Source organism: Actinoplanes sp. NPDC024001 (genome assembly GCF_040638955.1).
Classification (GTDB): Bacteria; Actinomycetota; Actinomycetes; order Mycobacteriales; family Micromonosporaceae; genus Actinoplanes.
In genome coordinates this window covers 1-16,684 of record NZ_JBEZZB010000071.1, presented here as the reverse complement: position 1 = coordinate 16,684, position 16,684 = coordinate 1, and the positions used below count along the sequence as shown (strand labels likewise).

Below are 16,684 nucleotides of genomic sequence, written 5' to 3'. Positions count from 1 at the left end.
CCGGAATGCAAGTTGCGCTTTCCGTTGTTACACAGCCTGGAAGCTTGTCGGCGGGAAGGGGTTTTGTAGTGGGTGCCGGTACCGAGTACGTCCAGCGTGACGGCCGGGAGGCGATCCGGGTGCGGAGCCTGTTGAGTGCCCCCGAATGGCCCGCGGCGGAGACGCCGCCTGTACCCCCGTCGGTGAGCGTCAGCACACCCGCGGTTTTCGAAGGCGTTCCAGGGGCACTACCCGTATCCTCGGCGGGGCGGTCGAGGGGGGAGTCCAGGGTGGCCCAGAAGGAACGGACCGACGAGCGTCGCCGGCGTTTTGAGCGTGACGCGTTGCCGTTCGTGGATCAGTTGTATGCCGCCGGTCTGCGGATGACCCGTAACCCGGCTGACGCCGAGGACCTGGTGCAGGAGACGTTCCTGAAGGCGTACTCCGCGTTCCACCAGTTCGAGGAGGGTACGAACCTCAAGGCGTGGCTGTACCGGATCCTGACGAACACGTACATCAACTCGTACCGGCGTAAGCAGCGGCAGCCGGTGCAGGCGCCGACCGAGGAGATCTCCGACTGGCAGCTCGCGTCGAGCGAGTCGCACACGTCGCAGGGTCTGCGGTCGGCGGAGACCGAGGCGCTGGATCGGCTCCCGGACAGCGACATCAAGGAAGCCTTGCAGTCGCTGCCGGAGGACTTCCGGCTCGCCGTCTATCTCGCGGATGTCGAGGGCTTCTCGTACAAGGAGATCGCCGACATCATGGGTACGCCGATCGGCACCGTCATGTCCCGGTTGCACCGGGGCCGGCGCAATCTGCGCAAGCTGCTCGAGCAGTATGCGGCCGAGCGTGGCATCACCCGTACGTCGACTTCCGAGCCGCAGGAGGCATGACGCTGATGGGCAGCGACGAGCACGAGACCGATTGCAATGTCGTTCTCAGCGAGGTCTACCTCTACCTGGATCTGGAGTGTTCCGAGGATCGCCGCCGGCTGATCCAGAAACACCTGGACGACTGTTCCGGTTGCCTGCGTGAGTTCGGCATCGAGCATGACGTGAAGGCGCTGGTGGGCCGCTGCTGCGGCGACGAGCGGGCCCCGTCGGAGCTGCGCGACCGTCTCCGCAGCAAGCTCGACCAGCTCGAGGTGCAGTCGGAGACCCGCGAGTTCCTTCCCTGAGGGACCCGGAGACAACGGAGGGCCCGGCAGCGAATGCTGCCGGGCCCTTCTCGCTGTAGTGCGCAACCGGAGATGCGCTGCGCCCGTCGGTGTCGAGGGCGCCGAAAACGGCTAGGCGAAGCCGTTGTCGTTTTCGGTGACCTCGACACCGACGTCAAGGGGCGCAGTGCCCGCCGAGCGGAGCGAGGCCATCAGACACAGCTCAGCTGTTGGGGCGCTTGCCGTGGTTGGCGGCGCTCTTCTTACGAGCCTTCTTCTTACGGGCTTTCTTGGCCATGGCCGACTCCTGTTCGTGGCGCTTTACTCGGTGCCGATCGTAATGGGCGCGTCCTGTGGCCCGGGACTCACCCGCGCCTGATCCGTGGTTTGATGGCGTTCACCGACGGCGTGACGAGGAGGGCATTCGGCGATGGCGGACGAGATCCGGGCCGAGATGGTGGCCAACGTGTGGAAGGTCGTGGCCTCGGTCGGCGACACCGTCGCGGAAGGCGACACGCTGGTCATCCTGGAGTCGATGAAGATGGAGATCCCGGTGCTGGCCGAGTCCGACGGGACGGTCGGTCAGCTCGCGGTCAACGAGGGTGACGTGGTTCAGGAGGGTGACCTGATCGCCGTCATCGACGGCTGATCTAGTCCCGGCGCCAGCGCAGCAGGGATCGCCTGCCGACTTTGCCCCGCTGGCGCGGGATGACCGGGACCCGGAGGGTGGCCGCGGCCAGCTCCCGGGTGGGCCGGTCCAGGCCGGGCGCGGCGAGCGCGAGTTCGGCGACGGCTCGCGCCGCCGGGCCGGAGGCCGTCTCGGTGAGCCGCCCGGCGACCACCGCTGCCACGTCGCCGCGGGCGTCCGGGTCCACCCAGGCGTAGGTGACGAGCGCGAAGAGTGCCGCCTGGGTGACCCGGTCGACGTCGCCGTCGAGCAGGCCGAGCAGGAGCCGGCGGCGGCTGGAGTCGAGCCAGGGCTCCTCGGTGCCGTGGTGGAGCAGGCCCAGGCAGGCCCAGACCTCCATGCCGGCCGGTTGCGGCGCTTCCGCGACGGTCGGGTGGGCGAGCAGGGCCAGCAGTTCCCACGGTTCGACGAGGACCAGGCCGAGTGCGCGGTCGTACGCCGCGGGCGGATGCGCCCAGGTGGTGGTGGCGACCCGGTGCAGCCGCCGGAGCGCGTCGGCGGAGGGTTCCGCGTTGACCGGTGCGCGGCCCGCGGCCAGCGGGGCCCCGGCCGGCAGGCCACCGAGCCAGGCCGAGTTGCGGCAGCACTCCTCGAGGTCGGTGTGCTCGTGCGCGTCGTCCGGGTGGTCGCGGATGAAGTCGGCGAGCGAGACCAGGTGGGCGACGTCGCCGTCGGCGCGGAACCGCAGGCGGTGGGCGGTGTGCACGACACAGTCGTAGGTGGGGTCGCGTTCCAGGGCCAACTCGGTCCAGCGCAGCGCCTCGTCGAGGCGGCCCAGGTCGGCCAGGGTGGCGGCGACGTCCGCGTAGACGGAGAGGTCGTCGGGGTCGTAGGCCACGGCCCGGCGCAGTGCGGCGAGCGCTTCCGGCATCCGTCCGGCGCTGCGGAACGCGTACCCCAGCCAGATCTCTCCCAGCTTGGACGGCTGTGACCGGGAGCCGCGTGCGGCCCAGTCGACCGCGAGGCGGGTTTCGCCGAGCCGGCGCGCCAGCGCCGAGCCGGCGCCGAGCAGCATCGCGTGTTCGCCGTGGGCGGCGACGGCGTGCCGGACCACCGTGAGGTACGGCCGCAGCGCGGTCACCGTGTCAGCGGGCGCCGGGTCGCCGATGGTGGTGCACAGGCGCATCACGGTGCGGGCGAGCTGGTCCGGTTCGACCCGGGCGCCGAGGGAGGGCTCCTGCACCCAGGGCACCCCCGCCCAGTCGGTCGCGGGGGTCTGGCTGCTGGCGGCGGCGAGCAGCGGGAGCCCGTCCTCGGGCCGGCCGGCAGCGGCGAGCAGGTGTGCGTGGGCGACGACCCGGCCGACCGGCGCGTGCGGTTCCAGGGGGAACAGCTCGAGCGCGCCGCCGGCCCGTGCGGCCAATCGGCTGAGCAGCTCGTGTGCCTCCGGCAGGGTGGGTGCGTGGGGCAGCGCCCCGGCCAGGAGTCCGGCGGCGTTCGTCATCTCGCCGGCGTCCAGGGCCGCGCGGGCGCGCGCGAGGTCGTGGCGGGCCGAGGGTCGGGATTCCACGAGTGAAGACCCTAGGGGAAGTTGCCGCCATCTGTCAGTCCTCACGTTTGCGCACTCCTGCTCGAAACCTTGACCTAGTAAGCTCTTTCTTGCAAGACTGCGCATCATTCGAGCGAGAAACGCTTCATAGGGGAGGATCGCGTGACACAGCGAGGCCAGGGCATGTCGGCGGACATCGGGGAACAGCCGGCGGGTTTCGCCCGGCTGCTGGAGGGCGAGCACGCCGCTGAGATCGCTGCCGTCGCCGCCGAGGTGGCCCGCCGGCGTCCGCGCAACGTGCTCTTCGTCGGGCGCGGCACGTCCGACCACGCCGCGCTCTACGGGGCCTACCTCACCGAGATCCGGCTGGGCCTGCCGGTCGCCAGCGCCTCGCCGAGCGCGATCACGCTCTACGGCGCCCGGCCCGACTTCACCGGCACGCTGGTCATCGGCGTGAGCCAGAGCGGTGGCTCGCCCGACCTGACGAGCGTGCTCGGCGTCGCCCGGGAGAACGGCGCGCTCACCCTCGCGGTCACCAACAACCCCGAGTCGACCCTGGCCCAGGCCGCCGAGCTCGCCATCGACGTCGCGGCCGGCCACGAGCGGGCGGTGGCGGCGACCAAGACCTACACCGCTGAGCTGCTCGCGCTGCTGCTGCTCATCGAGGGGGTGCGGGCGGGCGACGGCCGGCTCCCCGACGACGAGCGGGCCGCGCTGGCCAAGCTGCCGCAGCTCGCCGAGGAGGCGCTCGCCGACCCGGCCGCCGACGAGCTGGCCCAGCGCTACCGGTTCGCGTCCAGCCTGATCACCACCGGCCGGGGGTATGCGTATCCCACGGCCCGGGAGACCGCGCTGAAGCTGATGGAGACCTCCTACCTGCCGGCGCTCGCCTTCTCCGGCGCCGACCTGCTGCACGGCCCGCTGGCGATGGCCGACCCGGACGTGCCGGTACTCGCGGTGGTCGGCGACGGGCCGGGCGGCCGGTCGATGCGCGACGTGGTGGCCCGGCTCGGCGAGCGGCGGGCCGACGTGGTGACGATCGGCCCGGCCGGGGAGATCCGGGTTCCCGCGGTCGACGAGCGTTACAGTCCGCTGCTCGACATCCTGCCGCTGCAGAAGCTGGCGCTCTCGCTGGCGCTGGCACGTGGCGAAGATCCCGATGCGCCGCGCGGCCTCAAGAAGGTCACCTCCACTCTTTAGAAATAAGCTGGGCCCGTGTCCACCCTGCGTGACCTCGTCGAGGAGCACACCACCCTCGGCCCCGCCGACATCGACCACCTGCACCGGCTCGCCGGAGACTGGTTGCTGCTGTCCGACCTCTCCTTCGCCGACCTGCTGCTCTGGGTGCCGATCAAGGGCGAGCCGCGGCAGCCGCGCGAGTTCCTCTGCGTCGCGCAGGTGCGGCCGGTCACCGCGCCGACGGCGTACCAGGACGACCAGGTCGGCAAGATCGTCGGCGGGCCGGAGGTGGCGCATCTCGAGGTGGCGCTGACCCAGGAGCGGATCTGGCGGGAGGGCGACCCGGTCTGGTACGGGGACACCCCCGCCCGCCACGAGGCGATCCCCGTCCGGCGGCGCGACGAGACCGACCTGGAGGAGGGCTTCAGCGAGGTCATCGCGGTGATCGGCCGGGACACCAACCTGAGCACCGCGCGCACCCCGAGCCAGCTGGAGCTGAACTATCTGACCACCGCCGACGACCTGGCCCAGATGGTCGCCGACGGCACCTTCCCACCGCGGCGGCACCCGGGCGAGATCACCTCGGCCCCGCGGGTCGGCGACGGGCTGATCCGGCTGGACGCGTCCGGCAAGGTCACCTACGCCAGCCCGAACGCGCAGTCGGCGTACCGGCGGCTCGGCTTCAACGCCCACCTGGTCGGCGAGGAGCTGGCGAAACTGGCCAGCCGGCTCTCCGCCGACCCGCTGGAGGGCAACGACGCGGCCGAGCGGATCCTGGCGTCGCTGCGCGGCGAGTTCCCGCCCCGGATGGAGGTGGAGGCCCGCGGCGCCACCGTGCTCACCCGGGCGCTGCCGCTGCTGCCCGCCGGGGTCCCGATCGGCGCGCTGGTCCTGGTCCGTGACGTCACCGAGGTCCGCCGCCGGGAGCGGGCGCTGATGACCAAGGACGCCACCATCCGGGAGATCCACCACCGGGTGAAGAACAACCTGCAGACCGTGGCCGCGCTGCTGCGCCTGCAGGCCCGGCGGGTGGATGCGCCCGAGGCGCGGATGGCGCTGGAGGAGTCGGTCCGGCGGGTCGCCTCGATCGCGCTGGTCCACGAGACGCTCTCGATGTCCAGCGACGAGGCGGTCGAGTTCGACGGCATCGTGGACCGGGTCGCCACCGCCGCCACCGAGGTCGCCACCACGAGCTTCCCGGTGCACATGCGGCGCGAGGGCACCTTCGGCGTGCTGCCCGCCGAGATCGCCACCTCGCTGGTGATGGTCCTCAACGAGCTGCTGATCAACGCGGTCGAGCACGGTTTCCCCTCGGCGGAGGACACCGACGAGGAGCCGCCGCCCGGCGCCACCGGCGAGGTCGTGGTCTCCGCGCACCGCTTCCGCAAGCAGCTGCACGTCACGGTCGCGGACAACGGGCAGGGCCTGCCGGAGGGCTTCAAGTTCGAGGGCGGCAACCGGCTCGGCCTGCAGATCGTCCGCGCGCTGGCCACCGGTGAGCTGCGCGGCAGCATCGAGCTGCGCAACCGGGCGGGCGGCGGCACCGAGGCGGTCCTGGTGGTGCCGCTCGGCAAGCGCTGACGCCGGCGGCAGCGCTGAGGCGATCAGCGATCAAGGCCGGCGGCGACCGGGGCCGGTTCCCGGTGGCCGTCCGGCTGCCGGATCGCCCGCTGCTGCGGCACGCCGAGCAGGACCACCAGCGCCAGCACCAGCACCGCACGCAGGCGCAGGCCGCGCAGCGCGACCGCGGCGCAGAGCGCGATCGGCGGCAGCACGAAGAGCAGGTGGCGCGGCGCCCCGGTGACGCCGGTCAGGAACGTGACGGCGGTCAGCGTCACCAGCGGCACGGCGGCCAGCACAGCCAGCTCGCGGATCAGCGCCCGGTCCGGCCACCGGGCGGCGAACGCGCAGCCGAGCACCAGCAGCCCGGCCGCGCCGGCCAGCGCCTGCGGCGCCGACCAGGCGGTCTCCCAGCGCCACTGCGGGTCCCAGCCGAGCAGCGCGGCCTGCTGCCGCACACCCAGAGAGATCAACGGCGCCGGGGGTACGAGGGACAGCACCGTCACCGGGAACCACCAGAACAGGGTGGGCTGCCCGCTGAGCCGCCACCGTGACACCACGATCCAGGCGTGTCCCGCCAGCATCAGCAGTGCCACCACCTGGGCCACTCCGGTGAGCAGGACCAGCAGTCCGTACCCGGTCCAGCGCCACCACCGCGGCCGGTCCAGCGTCCGGTACAGCATCAGCGTGGCCGCGGTGGCGAAGAGGAACGCCGGACCGGACGGGCCGGCCTCCTGGGCGTGCCGGCTCACCTGGGGCAGCGCCGCGAGCAGCAGACCGCCGCACAGCCCCGCCCCCGGGCTGAGGATCCGCCGTCCCAGTTCCCCGGCCAGCCCGACCCCGATCGCGATCGCCGCCAGGGAGGGCAGCCGCGCGACGGTGATCGAGCCGCCGGCCAGCTCGGTCCAGTAGTGCAGGAACAGGTGATACGGCGCGCCCACCGCACCGGACAGGCGGGCCGCCTCGACGATCTCGGCGGCTTCCGGGCCGCTGAGCAGGCGGGCGCGCGCCTCACCGGGCCCCGGCGCGGGCACCGCCAGGCCGAGCAGGCCCACGGCGGCGGTCAGCACGGCCGGGATCAGTGCCGGAGCCCAGGTCCAGAAGACGGTGGCCGCACGCCGTGGGCTCCGGCGGCGTGGGCCGGCGAGTGGTCGGGTGGGGGAGTCGTCGTTGGCGGGCTGAGCGAGCATGCGCGGCTCCCGTGGCGGACCGGCGTGAGCGCCTTTGCCCGAGTGTCGCAACGAACCGTGACGCTGTCACTACGCCGGGTGGGTCGCGGAGCCTAGGCCCCGGTTGTTACCAGACGTAGGCGGTGTGCTACTCCGCACACTCCCGAAATCTGGACCGTACTGGCCGAGATTGGCCGGGCGTGAGAGGCTAGCCCACATGACCGCTGCAGTTGACCGCCGCTTCGTGGCCCGCCGCCACGTTGACTACGGCCGTGTCCGCAGCGCGATGTGTCCGGCTTCCTGACGCCACCCGAGAAATCAGTTCGGGTGCGCAAGACGCGCCGGCCCTCTCCTGACACAGATGTCACGAGCCTCCAGGTGGCCGTGAGCGTCCCGGCGCGCCCACGTCACCCGGAGGAACGCCGACATGGCGCCCAGCAACACCCCCGCTGCACGGCCGACCGCCCGCCCCCGTAAGGCGCGCGGCGAGGGCCAGTGGGCGCTCGGACACCGCGAGCCGCTCAACCCCAACGAGCGCAGCAAGAAGGACGACAACCCGCTCAACGTGCGGGCCCGGATCGAGAACATCTACGCCCACGGCGGCTTCTCCTCGATCGACCCCGCCGACCTGCGTGGCCGGTTCCGCTGGTGGGGGCTCTACACCCAGCGCAAGGCCGGGATCGACGGCGGCCGCACCGCGGTGCTGGAGCCGGAGGAGCTCGAGGACGAGTTCTTCATGCTGCGGGTCCGGATCGACGGCGGCGCGCTCAACCTCGCCCAGCTCCGCACCATCGCGCAGATTTCCACCGAGTTCGCCCGCGACAGCGCCGACATCACCGACCGGCAGAACATCCAGCTCCACTGGATCCGGGTCGAGGACGTGCCGGAGATCTGGCGCCGGCTGGAAGCGGTCGGCCTGCAGACCACCGAGGCGTGCGGCGACTGCCCCCGCGTGGTGCTCGGCAGCCCGGTCGCCGGGGTCTCCGCCGACGAGGTGATCGACGCGACGCCGGCCATCGACGAGATCCTCAAGCGCTACATCGGCGACCCGCGCTATTCGAACCTGCCCCGCAAGTTCAAGTCGCAGATCTCCTGGCTGGCCGACGGGCCCTACCAGGCGAACGACATCTCCTTCGTCGGCGTCGAGCACCCCGACCACGGCCCCGGCTTCGACCTCTGGGTCGGCGGTGGCCTCTCCACCAACCCGCGCCTGGCCGAGCGGCTCGGCGTCTGGGTGCCGCTGGCCGAGATCCCGGACGTCTGGGAGGGCGTGGTCTCGATCTTCCGGGACTACGGCTACCGGCGGCTGCGGCACCGGGCCCGGCTCAAGTTCCTGCTCGCCGACTGGGGGGTGGAGAAGTTCCGCGAGGTCCTGGAGAAGGAATACCTCGGCCGGGCGATGATCGACGGTCCGGCGCCGGACCTGCCGGAGAAGCCGATCGATCACATCGGCGTGCACAAGCAGGTCGACGGCCGCAACTACGTCGGCGCCGCCCCGGTGGTCGGCCGCTCCTCCGGCACGCAGCTCAGCAAGCTCGCCGATCTGGTCGAGCAGCACGGGTCGGACCGGGTGCGGCTCACCGCGTACCAGAAATTGCTCGTGCTGGACGTGGCTGACGACCGGGTGGAGTCGCTGATCGCCGGCCTGCGGGTGATCGGGCTGGAAGCCCGTCCGTCGGCCTGGCGCCGCGGCACCATGGCCTGCACCGGCATCGAGTACTGCAAGCTCGCCATCGTCGAGACCAAGGCGCGCGGCGAGGAGCTGGTGGCCCGGCTGGAGGACCGGCTCAAGGATTTCGACGCGGAGATCTCGGTGCACATCAACGGGTGCCCGAACGCCTGCGCCCGGACCCAGGTCGCCGACATCGGCCTCAAGGGCCAGCTGGTCATGAACGCGCACGGCGAGCAGGTGGAGGGCTTCCAGATCCACCTCGGCGGCGCGCTCGGCATGGCCAAGGGCGAGACCGCCGGCTTCGGCCGCAAGGTGCGCGGCCTGAAGGCCACGGCCGAGGAGCTTCCGGAGTACGTCGAGCGCGTCGCCCGCCACTACCTGGACGGCCGCACCGACGGCGAGACCTTCGCCAACTGGGTGTTGCGAGCGGAAGAGGAGCTCCTGAAATGAGCGACGCCAGATCCGCGCCCCTGTACTGCCCCTACTGCGGTGAAGAGGACCTGCGTCCCAACGAGGCTTCGCACGGGGCCTGGGAGTGCCACTCCTGCGCCCGGGTTTTCACGGTCAAGTTCGTCGGTCTGTTGTCGAAGGGGGTAAACAAATGAATCTCTTCAACGCGTCCAGTCTCGGCCTGATCGACCTCGGTGCCCCCGCCCCCCCAGCCGACCCCGCCCGGCGCTCCGCCGACGAGCTCCGCGAGCTCGCCACCCGGGCCGGCCGTGACCTGGAGGGCAGCTCCGCCGAGGAGATCGCCAAGTGGGCGACCGACACCTTCGGCGCGCGGTTCTGTGTCACCAGCTCGATGGCCGACGCCGTCGTGGCTCACGTCTTCTCCCGGGTCTCGCCCGGCGTGGACGTGGTCTTCCTCGACACCGGCCTGCACTTCCCGGAGACCCTGAAGGTCCGCGACGCGGTCGCCCGCACGATGAACGTGAACGTCCGGTCGATCCGCCCGCGCCTGACCGTCGGCCAGCAGGACGGTGAGTACGGCCCCCGCCTGTTCGCCCGCAGCCCCGACGAGTGCTGCTTCCTGCGCAAGGTCGAGCCGCTGGAGCGGGCCCTCGCCGACTACGACGCCTGGGCCACCGGCCTGCGCCGCGACGAGTCGCCGACCCGCGCCAACACGCCGGTCGTCGCCTTCGACGCCAAGAAGGGCAAGGTCAAGGTCAACCCGATCGCGGCGTGGACGCAGGCGGACGTGGACCGCTACATCAGCCGCTGGAACGTGCCGGTCAACGAGCTGTTCAAGAAGGGCTACGGCTCGATCGGCTGCTGGCCGTGCACCCGTCGTACCAAGGCCGGGGAGGACCCGCGCGCGGGCCGGTGGGCCATGTTCGAGAAGACCGAATGCGGCCTCCACGTCTGAACCCGCCGGCCGCCCGGCCCGCCGTGGTCCTGGTGGCGCACGGCAGCCGTGATCCCCGGGCCGCGGCGTCCACCGAGGCCCTGGCCCGGGCGGTCCAGCACGCCCGGCCCGAGTGGGAGGTCCGGGCGTCCTACCTGGACCATGCCGGGCCGCGCCCGCTCGACGTGCTGACCTCGCTCGGCGCCCGGCGGGCGGCCCTGGTGCCGTTGCTGCTGACCGCCGCGTACCACGGGCGGGTTGACCTGCCCGCGGTGATCCGCGCCGCGGAGTCCCTGCCGGTCTCGGTGACCGCGACCGACGTGCTCGGGCCCGCCTCACCGTTGCTCCTGGCGGCCGTCTGCCGCCGTCTGCCGTCCGCGACGCTGGACGCTGTCGTGCTGGCCTCCGCCGGCACCCGGGACGCCGCCGCCCGCGACACAGTGGCCGGCGCCGCGGTGGCGCTCGGCGCGCGCCTCGGGCTGCCCTCCGCGGTGGCCTACGCCTCCGGCCCCGGGCCGAGCGCTGGGGAGGCCGTTGCGGCCCTCCAGGCGGCCGGTGCCCGGCGGATCGGGATGGCGGCCTACTTCCTTGCCCCCGGCCTGCTCTACGACGTGGCGGCGCGGACGGCCACCGAGGCGGGCGCGATCGCGGTCGCCGAGCCCCTGGGGGCGGCACCGGAACTGGTGCGGCTGGTGGGCGACCGGGCCGAGGCGGTTCTGGGCGCCTCGCTCGCTGCCGCCGCCTGAGAGTGACTCAGGATTAGTTCACTCTGGGCTACCGTCACTCTGCGCTAGGCGACTGATTCCGGCGGACGGCACATGATCATGGATCGTCCATTGCGGAGTGTGCCGGAGTGACAACTCAATGCCCTTGATCCGAATTTCGAGATCATTTCGGCGAGTGGTAAACGTACCGTGATCGCATTAGCGCACTGTGGAATGGAAACGCAGTGTGAGTAGCCCGAAACAGCAAGACGCCCCGGTGCCGTACGGCCCGGGGCGCAAATGCTGTGTGGGGGATTAGTTCAGGCGGTGGGAGCTCCGACCCGAAGGCCGCCGCGACGCTTGACGGCGCGCCGCTCATCCTCGCTCATCCCGCCCCATACGCCGGCGTCCTGACCGGACTCGAGTGCCCACGAGAGGCATTCCTCGGTCACCGGGCACCGCCGGCACACGGCCTTGGCCTGCTCGACCTGCAGGAGCGCCGGGCCGGACGTCCCGATCGGGAAGAACAGCTCAGGGTCCTCGTCGCGGCAGATCGCATCGTGACGCCAGTCCATGGCGGCAAACTCCTTGTTTCGGATGGGGTAATGAAAACAGTGCTGTTTACCTATATGCATGCGCCTGGTGCCTTACGGGTTGTACCCGCGCGCTCACCAGTGCGTCAGCAAGCTTTTGGTGTTTGGTGGCTGTTACGCGCTTCTGGATTAGGAACGCGCACAAGCAGCAACCGGTTACTTCTTATCGCTTGTGAATGCTTTCACGAACTCTCGCGATGTCAAGGGTAGCGCCGGAAGTTTCTCCCGCCGGGTGAGCTGCCTCACGTACCCTTATGTCCGGTTCCGCCGCTACTGCCAGAGCCGGTTGACGAACGCTCCCATCAATGTAGTACGGTCCCGGCCGTTTCGCCGACCTTTTGCCCGTGTTTCTGTAACGGATCGTGAGCACGCATCAGGGACACGTACCCCGTCGTCAGCAGATCACACGCAGCGCCGACGGAACGGACACGAAGTGCACCTTCTGGCGCTCCCCTAGGTAGTCGCCGTCCAGCTGGAATGCCTGGGGTCGGGACGCCACCACGGTGAACTCGGCGATGTCATGCAGCCGTAATACCTGTTTACCGTGTGGATCACCTGCGCGCCACGCGAGCTGTGTCACGGTCCGTGTGGTCCCGGCGAGATTGAGGCGGCGCAGAGCGGTCACGTCGAGCCCGAGATCGAACGAGGCGCCGGGATTGAGGTCGATCGCGCGGTCGCCGACGAACGTCCACGGTGCGGTGTTCTGCACCATCACGGTGCCCAGGCCGGTCTCCGCTTCCTCGCCCGGGCGCTCCAGCGACAGCGGCGGGTTCTTGCGATCCATCCCGGTGAAGAACTGCCCGGCCATCGACCGGACGTAGAGGCTCGGCGTCGACGTGCGGCCACGAAGTCTTGCCTGCTCAACCCGGCGAATTGTGGCGGCGTCCCACCCGAGGCCGGCCGTGAAGGTGAAGTACCGATCGTCCGCGCGACCGAGTCCGATCACTCGGTGCCGGCCGTCGCGGATGCCGTCGAGGATGACGCTGGTGCCCTCCACCCAGTCCCGCGGCATGCCGAGCGCGCGGGCGAAGACGTTGGTGGAACCACCCGGCACCACGGCCAGAGCGGGCAACCGGAACGCCGACGGCCCGGACAGCTCGGCGAGAGCGGTGGACGCGATGAGCAGTCCGTTGACCACCTCGTTGACGGTGCCGTCACCACCGAGAGTGACGACGAGGTCGACGCCGCTCTCCGCCGCGTCGCGCGCCAGCTTCGTGGCGTGGCCGCGCCGCTGCGTATATCCCACCGTCAGATCCACCGCGCTGCGCAACGCCCGCACCAGAACGTCGCGACTGCGCTCACTGGTCGTCGTGGCCCGGGGGTTGACCACCAGCAACGCTCGCATGGGCGGCACTGTACCCGGCAGACGCCGCTCGGGCTGTCGGTATGGTGCACCAGTGACCGGTGAGAAGCCCGTGACGAGCAGCGCGCCGACCCTCGAATGGGGGGTTCGTCTGCTCTATTTGCAAAGTGCCGGACTGGCGGTGCTCACCGCGTACCTCGTGATCCTTGATCTGACCAGCGGAGACATCGACATTGCGGTCGCCGCGTCGCTCACCGTGATGGCCGCTCTGGCCGCGCTCGCGGTTTTCCTGGTGGCGCGCGCGCTCGGCCGGCGCGCCGTGCGCGCTCGCGGCCCGGCCGTGGTGGTGCAGCTGTTCCTGCTGGCCACCGGCGGTTTCCTGCTCCAGGTCGGTCCGGTCGTGGCGGGCGTGGCGATGCTGGTTCTGGCGGCGGTCACCGCGGTGCTGATCCTGCTCCCGGCCAGTAACCGAGCGTTGGGCGTCGATTAACGGCCCCCTCGCGGCGGATCAGGGCCTAACCTGGACGGGTGACCGGCTCAACGGTGCGTCCGCCCGCCTATCAGCAGCTCGCGGATGATTTGCGGGCGGATATCACTTCGGGGCGGCTTCAGCCGGGTGAGCGCCTGCCACCGGAGCCCGAGTTGTGCGTCAAGATCGGCGTCAGCCGCAGCACGGTCCGGGAGGCGCTGCGGCTGCTGGCCAGCCAGCATCTGATCGTGACCACCCGCGGCGTGACCGGCGGAAGTTTCGTGGCGCATCCGGACGCGGCGAAACTGGCCGACGGGCTCTCCACCGGGTTCGCGCTGCTCGCCCACTCCGCCCACGTCGGCCTCGCCGATCTGCTGGAGTTGCGGCGCGCGCTGGAGGTGCCGGCCGCCGGCCTGGCCGCCGTGCGGCGCACCGAGGAAAACCTGGTCGAGCTGCGCGGCACGCTGTTCGACCCGGCGATCGACGACTTCGACACGATGATGGCGGCGCACGCGGCGTTCCACCGGGCGGTGGCCAAGGCCACCGGCAACCCGCTCTTCGAGCTGGTCGGCAGCCCGCTCTACCAGGCGTCGTACGGCGAAGAGGTGATCAACGACCTGCCGGAGGGTTACTGGAGCCGGATCGACGCCGATCATCGCCTGCTGCTCGACCGTCTGACCGCGCAGGACGCCGAGGGGGCCACCGGGGTGGCGGCGCAGCACCTCGACTTCATCGCCGAGGCCGTGCGCTAGAACTCCGTGCGTCGGGTGAGCAGGCGAATCGTGGCGAACCGGCCGTTGGCCTCGGCGGCCGCCGACGTGGTGAGGGCGGTCAGCACCTTCCACGCGAAGGACGACTCGGAAGGCAGCCGGGCGCCGCGCACCGTGGAGACGGTGACCTCGACGGTCAGGGCGTCGTCGGTGACCGCGAACCGGCACTCCAGCTCGGCGCCACGCGTGGCGATCGCCAGCAGCATGGCGCACGCCTCGTCGACGGCGATCCGCAGGTCCTCGATCTCGTCGAGCGCGAAGTGCAGCCGGGCGGCAAGGCCCGCCGTAGCCGTACGGAGGACGCCGAGGTAACCGCCGTCGGCGGGAACCGTCAGCAGTACGACGTCGTCTCCGACGTCAGGCTCCGTCTGGATCAGCTGAGTCACCTGAGCCCTCCTCCCGATGGAGGAGACTCTAGCCGCTCACGCAGCGTACGGACGAGTGTGGCGCCGCCCGGAGTGTCCCGGTCGGCGCCACGACAGGTCAGGCCTGCTTGGTCTCCCAGAAGATCTTGGAGATCTCCTCGATCTTGCCGAGCAGCTGGTCGGCGACCGCCGGGTCGACCGAGCCCTTGGCGCCGGCGGCGCCGGCGAGCTTGGTGGCCTCGTTGAAGAGCTGGTGCAGGTTCGGGTACTTCTCGAAGTGCGGGGCCTTGAAGTAGTCGGTCCACAGCACCCAGAGGTGGTGCTTGACCAGCTCGGCGCGCTGCTCCTTGATGAGGATGGCCCGGGTGCGGAACTCGGGGTCGGTGTTCCCCTGGTACTTCTCGGCGATGGCCTTGATCGACTCGGCCTCGATCCGGGCCTGAGCCGGGTCGTAGACCCCGCAGGGCAGATCGCAGTGAGCGCTGACCACGGTGCGCGGCGTGAGGAAACGCGGAAGTCGCATCAGGACTCCTCCATAGGTTTGCGATGATCCAGGCTTGACACTACCCCTTACGCCCATGCCGTAACGCGGACGGAGGCCTGCTGCCTTGAGATGGCAATTGCCATTGTTTGCCGTGGTCGTCAGCGGTCCGTCCATGGCGCCCACGCTGAGGTCCGGCGACGCTCTGGTGGTGCGCCGCGGCGGCCGGGTCCGGGCCGGCGACGTGGTGGTGGCGAGTTTCCGCAGCCGGCCGGACCTGCTGGTGGTCAAACGGGCGGTGCGCGAGCAGGACGGCGGCTGGTGGCTGGTCGGCGACAACGAGTTCGTCGAGGACGATTCCCGTGCGTACGGGGTCGCTGACGTGCTCGGGCGTGTGATATTTCGCTACTACCCGAGACCGTTCCGGTTAAGTTAGTGTCCTCTGATCCCCAGCGCACACCCGCGCTGTGGTGGCGTTACCGGGTGATCCCCGCATAGCACCGCCCTCCTGGCGCATACTCGCGACCAGGAGTCGCAGGTGCCACGTATCAATGTCGATGCAGTGTGGAGTTTCACCGTGTCTTTCTTCAGTTTCGAGCTCGATCCTGCCCTGGCCGCCGATCCCGTCTTCGACCTGCACCGCCGGGGCAAGATGACGATGAGCGCGACCGTTCCGCTGGCCAGCCGCGACGACCTCTCCCTCGCCTACACGCCCGGCGTCGCCCGGGTCTGCGAAGCCATCGCCGACGACGAGTCGCTCTACTCCGACTACACCTGGACGTCGAACACGGTTGCCGTCGTCACCGACGGATCCGCCGTCCTCGGCCTCGGCAACATCGGCCCCAAGGCCGCGATGCCGGTCATGGAAGGCAAGTCGGTCCTGTTCAAGCAGTTCGGCGGCGTCGACTCCATCCCGATCGTGCTCGACACCCAGGACGTCGAGGGCATCATCGCCACGGTCAAGGCGATGGCGCCGTCCTTCGGCGGGATCAACCTGGAGGACATCAGCGCACCCCGGTGCTTCGAGATCGAGCAGCGCCTCGACGCCGAACTCGACATCCCGGTCTTCCACGACGACCAGCACGGCACCGCCGTGGTCACGCTGGCCGCGCTGCGCAACGCGGCGAAACTGCTCGGCCGCCGCTTCGCCGACCTGCGCGTGGTCATCAGCGGCGCCGGTGCGGCCGGGGTGGCGATCACGCAGACCCTGATCGCCGCGGGTGTCCAGGGCGCCAACATGATCGTCGTCGACTCGCGCGGCATCATCCACAGCGAGCGCGGTGGCCTCAGCGGGATGAAGGCGGAACTGGCGGCCACGACGAACATCTCCGGGCGTACCGGGGGGATAGCGGAGGCGCTGATCGGCGCCGACGTGCTCGTCGGTGTCTCCGGCGGCACCATCCCGGAGGAGGCGCTGGCCGGCATGGCGCCGGGCGCGATCATCTTCGCGCTGGCCAACCCGACCCCCGAGGTCCACCCGACGGTCGCGCACAAGTACGCGGCGATCGTCGCGACCGGCCGCAGCGACTTCCCCAACCAGATCAACAACGTGCTGGCGTTCCCCGGCATCTTCCGGGGCGCGCTCGACGTCCAGGCCACCACGATCACCGACCGGATGAAGGTGGCCGCGGCCGACGCGATCGCGTCGATCGTCGCCGACGACCTGCGCCCCGAGGCGATCGTCCCGTCGCCGCTGGACCCGCGGGTCGCCCCGGCGGTGGCCGCCGCCGTCGCCGCGGCCGCCATCGAGGACGGTGTCGCC

The 16,684-nt window shown here is 70.7% G+C and carries 18 protein-coding genes; 12 read left to right on the top strand and 6 right to left on the bottom strand.

Going from position 1 to position 16,684, the window contains the following annotated elements:
- Nucleotides 1-68: 68 nt before the first annotated feature.
- From AB0F81_RS26265 to AB0F81_RS26255, 3 genes are all read left to right on the top strand, one after another.
- Nucleotides 69-872: a sigma-70 family RNA polymerase sigma factor gene (locus AB0F81_RS26265; protein WP_360201355.1), complete on the top strand. Its 804-nt coding sequence runs from the start codon at nt 69-71 to the stop codon at nt 870-872.
- A gap of 5 nt (nt 873-877) precedes the next feature.
- Nucleotides 878-1,156: a mycothiol system anti-sigma-R factor gene (rsrA, locus tag AB0F81_RS26260; RefSeq protein ID WP_360201398.1), complete on the top strand. Its 279-nt coding sequence runs from the start codon at nt 878-880 to the stop codon at nt 1,154-1,156.
- A 409-nt stretch (nt 1,157-1,565) separates the two neighbouring features.
- Nucleotides 1,566-1,784: a biotin/lipoyl-binding carrier protein gene (locus AB0F81_RS26255; RefSeq protein WP_328462068.1), complete on the top strand. Its 219-nt coding sequence runs from the start codon at nt 1,566-1,568 to the stop codon at nt 1,782-1,784.
- Nucleotide 1,785: 1 nt separating this feature from the next.
- Here the strand turns inward: AB0F81_RS26255 and AB0F81_RS26250 are convergent, their stop codons facing one another.
- Entirely contained in the window at nt 1,786-3,333 is a 1,548-nt protein-coding gene (locus AB0F81_RS26250; protein WP_360201353.1) for a tetratricopeptide repeat protein, read from the bottom strand.
- 162 nt (nt 3,334-3,495) lie between these two features.
- Here AB0F81_RS26250 and AB0F81_RS26245 point away from each other — a divergent pair, with 162 nt between their 5' ends.
- Nucleotides 3,496-4,512 (top strand): SIS domain-containing protein, encoded by a 1,017-nt coding sequence (locus AB0F81_RS26245; protein ID WP_360201396.1) that lies wholly within the window; start codon nt 3,496-3,498, stop codon nt 4,510-4,512.
- Between the two features lie 15 nt (nt 4,513-4,527).
- The gene (locus tag AB0F81_RS26240) at nt 4,528-6,072 is read left to right on the top strand and encodes a histidine kinase N-terminal domain-containing protein (protein ID WP_360201351.1); all 1,545 of its coding nucleotides are present in this window, start codon (nt 4,528-4,530) and stop codon (nt 6,070-6,072) included.
- Nucleotides 6,073-6,095: 23 nt separating this feature from the next.
- On the opposite strand, the gene AB0F81_RS26235 is transcribed toward AB0F81_RS26240, so the two are convergent.
- Nucleotides 6,096-7,241 carry a glycosyltransferase family 39 protein gene (locus AB0F81_RS26235; protein ID WP_360201350.1) on the bottom strand — a complete coding sequence of 382 codons (1,146 nt, stop codon included), beginning with the start codon at nt 7,239-7,241 and terminating at the stop codon, nt 6,096-6,098.
- Between the two features lie 406 nt (nt 7,242-7,647).
- On the opposite strand from AB0F81_RS26235, the gene AB0F81_RS26230 reads away from it, so the two are divergent.
- The 3 genes from AB0F81_RS26230 (at nt 7,648) to AB0F81_RS26220 (ending at nt 10,983) form a co-directional block, all read left to right on the top strand.
- Nucleotides 7,648-9,342 carry a nitrite/sulfite reductase gene (locus AB0F81_RS26230; RefSeq protein ID WP_360201348.1) on the top strand — a complete coding sequence of 565 codons (1,695 nt, stop codon included), beginning with the start codon at nt 7,648-7,650 and terminating at the stop codon, nt 9,340-9,342.
- A 151-nt stretch (nt 9,343-9,493) separates the two neighbouring features.
- The gene (locus AB0F81_RS26225; RefSeq protein WP_360201346.1) at nt 9,494-10,258 is read left to right on the top strand and encodes a phosphoadenylyl-sulfate reductase; all 765 of its coding nucleotides are present in this window, start codon (nt 9,494-9,496) and stop codon (nt 10,256-10,258) included.
- Nucleotides 10,240-10,983, top strand: a complete 744-nt coding sequence (locus AB0F81_RS26220; RefSeq protein ID WP_360201344.1) for a CbiX/SirB N-terminal domain-containing protein — start codon at nt 10,240-10,242, stop codon at nt 10,981-10,983. Before AB0F81_RS26225 ends, AB0F81_RS26220 begins: the two co-directional genes overlap by 19 nt.
- A gap of 278 nt (nt 10,984-11,261) precedes the next feature.
- On the opposite strand, the gene AB0F81_RS26215 is transcribed toward AB0F81_RS26220, so the two are convergent.
- Together AB0F81_RS26215 and AB0F81_RS26210 are read right to left on the bottom strand one after the other, a co-directional pair.
- Nucleotides 11,262-11,516: a WhiB family transcriptional regulator gene (locus tag AB0F81_RS26215; protein WP_093619131.1), complete on the bottom strand. Its 255-nt coding sequence runs from the start codon at nt 11,514-11,516 to the stop codon at nt 11,262-11,264.
- A gap of 412 nt (nt 11,517-11,928) precedes the next feature.
- Nucleotides 11,929-12,879 (bottom strand): diacylglycerol kinase family protein, encoded by a 951-nt coding sequence (locus AB0F81_RS26210; RefSeq protein ID WP_360201342.1) that lies wholly within the window; start codon nt 12,877-12,879, stop codon nt 11,929-11,931.
- A gap of 52 nt (nt 12,880-12,931) precedes the next feature.
- Between AB0F81_RS26210 and AB0F81_RS26205 the strand changes: the two genes are divergently transcribed.
- Both AB0F81_RS26205 and AB0F81_RS26200 read left to right on the top strand, forming a co-directional pair.
- Nucleotides 12,932-13,327 carry a hypothetical protein gene (locus tag AB0F81_RS26205; RefSeq protein ID WP_360201340.1) on the top strand — a complete coding sequence of 132 codons (396 nt, stop codon included), beginning with the start codon at nt 12,932-12,934 and terminating at the stop codon, nt 13,325-13,327.
- A 38-nt stretch (nt 13,328-13,365) separates the two neighbouring features.
- A complete protein-coding gene (locus AB0F81_RS26200; RefSeq protein WP_360201338.1) occupies nt 13,366-14,058 on the top strand; it encodes a FadR/GntR family transcriptional regulator in 693 nt (230 codons plus the stop codon).
- On the opposite strand, the gene AB0F81_RS26195 is transcribed toward AB0F81_RS26200, so the two are convergent.
- A complete protein-coding gene (locus tag AB0F81_RS26195; RefSeq protein ID WP_360201336.1) occupies nt 14,055-14,462 on the bottom strand; it encodes an ATP-binding protein in 408 nt (135 codons plus the stop codon). The genes AB0F81_RS26200 and AB0F81_RS26195 overlap by 4 nt on opposite strands.
- A 97-nt stretch (nt 14,463-14,559) precedes the next feature.
- Complete coding sequence (gene sodN, locus AB0F81_RS26190; protein ID WP_360201334.1) at nt 14,560-14,964, bottom strand: superoxide dismutase, Ni; 405 nt, start codon at nt 14,962-14,964, stop codon at nt 14,560-14,562.
- Between the two features lie 85 nt (nt 14,965-15,049).
- Here sodN and AB0F81_RS26185 point away from each other — a divergent pair, with 85 nt between their 5' ends.
- Nucleotides 15,050-15,358: a S26 family signal peptidase gene (locus tag AB0F81_RS26185; RefSeq protein ID WP_360201332.1), complete on the top strand. Its 309-nt coding sequence runs from the start codon at nt 15,050-15,052 to the stop codon at nt 15,356-15,358.
- Nucleotides 15,359-15,499: 141 nt separating this feature from the next.
- Nucleotides 15,500-16,684: NADP-dependent malic enzyme (locus AB0F81_RS26180; RefSeq protein WP_360201330.1), on the top strand; the 1,185-nt coding region annotated here is incomplete at its 3' end.